General features: G+C 70.7%; 4 protein-coding genes. 1 reads left to right on the top strand and 3 read right to left on the bottom strand.

All coding sequences use genetic code 11. The features are described 5' to 3' along the window. Positions 1-155: 155 nt before the first annotated feature. The gene (locus V7D28_RS14445) at positions 156-1,328 is read right to left on the bottom strand and encodes a pyridoxal-phosphate-dependent aminotransferase family protein (RefSeq protein ID WP_333588082.1); all 1,173 of its coding nucleotides are present in this window, start codon (positions 1,326-1,328) and stop codon (positions 156-158) included. Between the two features lie 132 nt (positions 1,329-1,460). Then, positions 1,461-2,174 (bottom strand): helix-turn-helix transcriptional regulator, encoded by a 714-nt coding sequence (locus V7D28_RS14440; RefSeq protein WP_333588083.1) that lies wholly within the window; start codon positions 2,172-2,174, stop codon positions 1,461-1,463. 117 nt (positions 2,175-2,291) lie between these two features. Here V7D28_RS14440 and V7D28_RS14435 point away from each other — a divergent pair, with 117 nt between their 5' ends. Beyond that, a complete protein-coding gene (locus V7D28_RS14435; RefSeq protein ID WP_333588081.1) occupies positions 2,292-3,050 on the top strand; it encodes an alpha/beta fold hydrolase in 759 nt (252 codons plus the stop codon). A 15-nt stretch (positions 3,051-3,065) separates the two neighbouring features. Here V7D28_RS14435 and V7D28_RS14430 read toward each other — a convergent pair. Further along, the coding region (locus tag V7D28_RS14430) for an AMP nucleosidase (RefSeq protein WP_333588080.1) at positions 3,066-3,658 on the bottom strand (593 nt) is incomplete at its 5' end.

Raw genomic sequence — 3,658 nt, 5'->3', positions numbered from 1 at the left:
CAGCAGGCCCAGCGCCCACGGCGTCTCGGCGCGTCCCGCCAGGACCAGGAGCGGGTCACGCCAGGGAGCTTCGATCTGGACCACGCAGCGCATCACCTGCGCCATAGACCGCAAGAGATCGCCGGGAAAGTCCCGCTGCGCCGGGCCGGGTCGCTTCAGGCGGTAAGCAGGGCGTCGGCGGCGGCCAGGGCGGCGGCCTTGTCGCTGGCCACGCCCTGGGCGGCCAGGGCGTCGGCCAGGGCGGTCAGACACAGGCGCACATGCCAGGGGGTGGCCGAGGCGCCCATCAGGCCGATGCGCCAGACCTGGCCTTTCAGCGGCCCCAGGCCCGCCCCGATCTCCAGGCTCCAGTGGTCGAGCACATGGGCGCGGACCGCGGCCTCGTCCACGCCGCCCGGAACCTTGACCGTATTGAGCTGAGGCAGGCGGTGGTCGGGGGCCACCAGCATCTCCAGGCCCAATCCCTCCAGCCCCGCCACCAGGGCCTCATGCATGCGCGCATGGCGCACGAACACCGCCTGCTGGCCTTCCTCGAACAGGGCGACCAGGGACTCGTGCAGGCCATAGAGGGCGTTGATAGGCGCGGTGTGGTGATAGGTCCGGCCGCCCTCCCCGCCCCAATAGCTCATGAGCAGGCCGATATCGTAGAGCCAGTTGCGCGGCTTCTCCTTGCGCGCGCCGATGGCGGCGATCGCCCGTTGAGAGAAAGCCACGGGCGACAGGCCCGGAGGGGCCGACAGGCACTTCTGCGTGCCCGAATAGACCACGTCGGCGTCCCAGCCCGCGGCGTCCACCGGCACCCCGCCAAGGGAGGTGACGCAGTCGACGATGGAGAGCGCCCCGTGCCGGCGCGCCAGGGCGCAGAGGGTCGCCGCATCGCTGCGCACGCCCGTGGAGGTTTCGGCATGGACAAAGGCCAGCACCTTGGCGCCGGCGCCAGCCAGGGCGGCCTCGACCTTGGCCGGGTCCACCGGCGCGCCCCAGGCGTCTTCCACGGTGATCACCGAGGCGCCGGCGCGGCCGGCCATGTCCACCATGCGGGTCCCGAAGACGCCGTTGACGCAGACCACCGCCGTGTCGCCCGGCTCCAGCAGGTTCATGATGGCCGCCTCCATCCCCGCCGTGCCGGGCGCCGGCAGAGGCACGCAGGCGTGGTCAGGGGCGTTGAACAGACGCGCCAGGGCGGCCTTGATCTCTTCCATCAGGTCCTGAAACGCCGGGTCGAGGTGACCGATGGTCGGCCGCGACAGGGCCGCCAGCACCCGCGGGCTGACGTCGGAGGGGCCTGGCCCCATGAGAATTCGGCGCGGCGGTTGAAAGCTCTGCATGGTCACTCCCCGTGTCACGGCGAGGTGATTAGGACGAGAGCGCCCATGAGCGCAAATCTTGTCATCGAACCTTGTCGGAGGTTCAGTCCCTGAAGACGCCCGGCGCCGATGCGGAGATCGTCGCCGGGCGCATCAGACCTTCCGCGCCGGGGGCGGGTTTTCAGTCCAGGAATAATGCGCTTTTCGCCACTCGGCCCACAGCTGGCGCCGGGGCCTGGAATAGCGCTCGGACGTGAAGTCGGCGGCCACCACCCGGTCGGTCCGGAAGCTGCGGAAGGCCTGCCTCAGCTCGCACCAGGCGCCGATCAGGCGCACCGTGTCCAGATAGGCCACTGTCACCGGCCAGATGATCCGCCGGGTGACCGCGCCCTGTTCGTCGCGATAGTCGAGGATCACCTTGCGTTCCTCGCGCAGGGCCGCGCGCAGCTGCGTCATGTTGAGCGCGTCGGCCACAGCGTCCGGCCGCGGCGAGGCGGTGAGCGGCGAGGACCCCACGAAGGGACGCAGCCCCTCGGGAATGACCTGGGCGATCTTGGCCACCAGATCCTGAGCCGCGCGGGTCAGGTCCGGGTCGCCGCGGGCGGCCACCCACTGGGCGCCCAGCAGGACCGCCTCCACCTCGTCGGCGGTGAGCATCAGTGGCGGCATGTCGAAGCCGTCGTCCAGGACGTAGCCGACTCCGGCCTCGCCGCGGATGGGCACCCGCTGGGCCATCAGGTCGGCCACATCGCGATAGAGGGTGCGTACCGAGATCTCCAGTTCCTGGGCCAGCGCCCTGGCGGTCACGGGGCGTCGGCTGCGCCTCAGGATCTGGATGATCTGGAACAGGCGATCGGCGCGGCGCATCCCCAGGCGGTCCCTCTGCTGACGGATCGCGGACATAGCATGGCCTCAACCCCTGGGCGGCGCGGGTTTTCGAAGGCAGGCTGGACGCCACCGTCCGGAGGGTGCGAGGCTTGGCCCATGACAGAGCCCCGCACCTCCCGATTCCAGAGCTTTGACGGTCAGGAGATCGCCTATCACCGGATGGGCGAAGGCCGCCCGCTCGTCCTGCTTCACGGCTTTCTGTCCAGCGCCCACCAGAACTGGTTCGCGCCGGGCCATGCCGCGCGGCTGGCGGCGGCGGGCTTCGAGGTGATCGCCGCCGATCTTAGGGGCCACGGCCAGTCGGCCGCGCCGGTGGAGCCGGAAGCCTGGCTTCCAGACACCCTGGCGCGGGATCAGTTGGCGCTGATCGCCCATCTGGGCCTAAGCGACTTCGATCTGGCGGGCTATTCCTTGGGCGCACGGACCGCGGTGCGCGCCGTGGTGGGGGGCCTCGCCCCCCGTCGCATGGCGCTCGGCGGCATGGGCGACACGGGCGTCATGGAGGCCGGCGCGCGGGCGGCCATGTTCGAGGACTCCATCCGCCACGGCGACAAGGCGCAGAACCCGAGGGCCGGCCGCTACATCCAGCGCACCATGGCCGAGCTGGGGCTCAATCCCGAAGCCATGCTGGGCGTCCTGGCCGCCTTCAAGGAGACGAGCCGCGCCGAACTGGCGGCCATAGCCGTTCCCACCCTGGTGGTCTGCGGCGCAGACGATCAGGACAACGGCTCGGCCGAGGCCCTGGCCGACATCCTGCCCGCCGGCCGGGTGGAGATCATTCCCGGCGACCATATCGGCGCCGTCGCCCAGGCCGAGCTCAGTCAGGCCATCGCCGACTTCCTGACCGCGCCCTAGGGCCGCCTGGCCCGCTCAGCGGAACGGCGGCTCGTCGAAGCTGCGCAGCTTGCGCGAGTGCAGGCGCGGGCCCTCCTCGCGCAGGAGGTCAAGGGTGGCCAGGCCGATCTGCAGATGCTGGCCGATGGCGCGCTCATAGAAGGCGTTGGCCTGGCCCGGCAGCTTGATCTCCCCGTGCAGGGGCTTGTCCGACACGCACAGCAGGGTCCCATAGGGCACGCGGAAGCGGTAGCCCTGGGCGGCGATGGTGGCGCTCTCCATGTCGATGGCCACCGCCCGGGACTGGTTGAACCGCAGGGCCGAGAGGGAATAGCGCAGCTCCCAGTTCCGGTCGTCGGTGGTCACCACCGTGCCGGTGCGCAGCCGTCGCTTGAGCACGTCGCCGGCCTCGCCGGTGACGATTTCGGCGGCGCGGTTCAGGGCCACCTGAACCTCGGCGATGGGCGGGATGGGGATTTCCGGCGGCAGGACGTCGTCCAGCACATGGTCGTCCCGCAGATAGGCGTGGGCCAGCACATAGTCGCCGATGGTCTGGCTGCCGCGCAGGCCGCCACAGTGGCCGATCATCAGCCAGGCCTGGGGCCGCAGCACCGCCAGGTGGTCGGTGA

This window comes from Phenylobacterium sp., assembly GCF_036723115.1.
Classification (GTDB): domain Bacteria; phylum Pseudomonadota; class Alphaproteobacteria; order Caulobacterales; family Caulobacteraceae; genus Phenylobacterium.
This window is presented reverse-complemented; position numbering and strand designations above follow the sequence as displayed.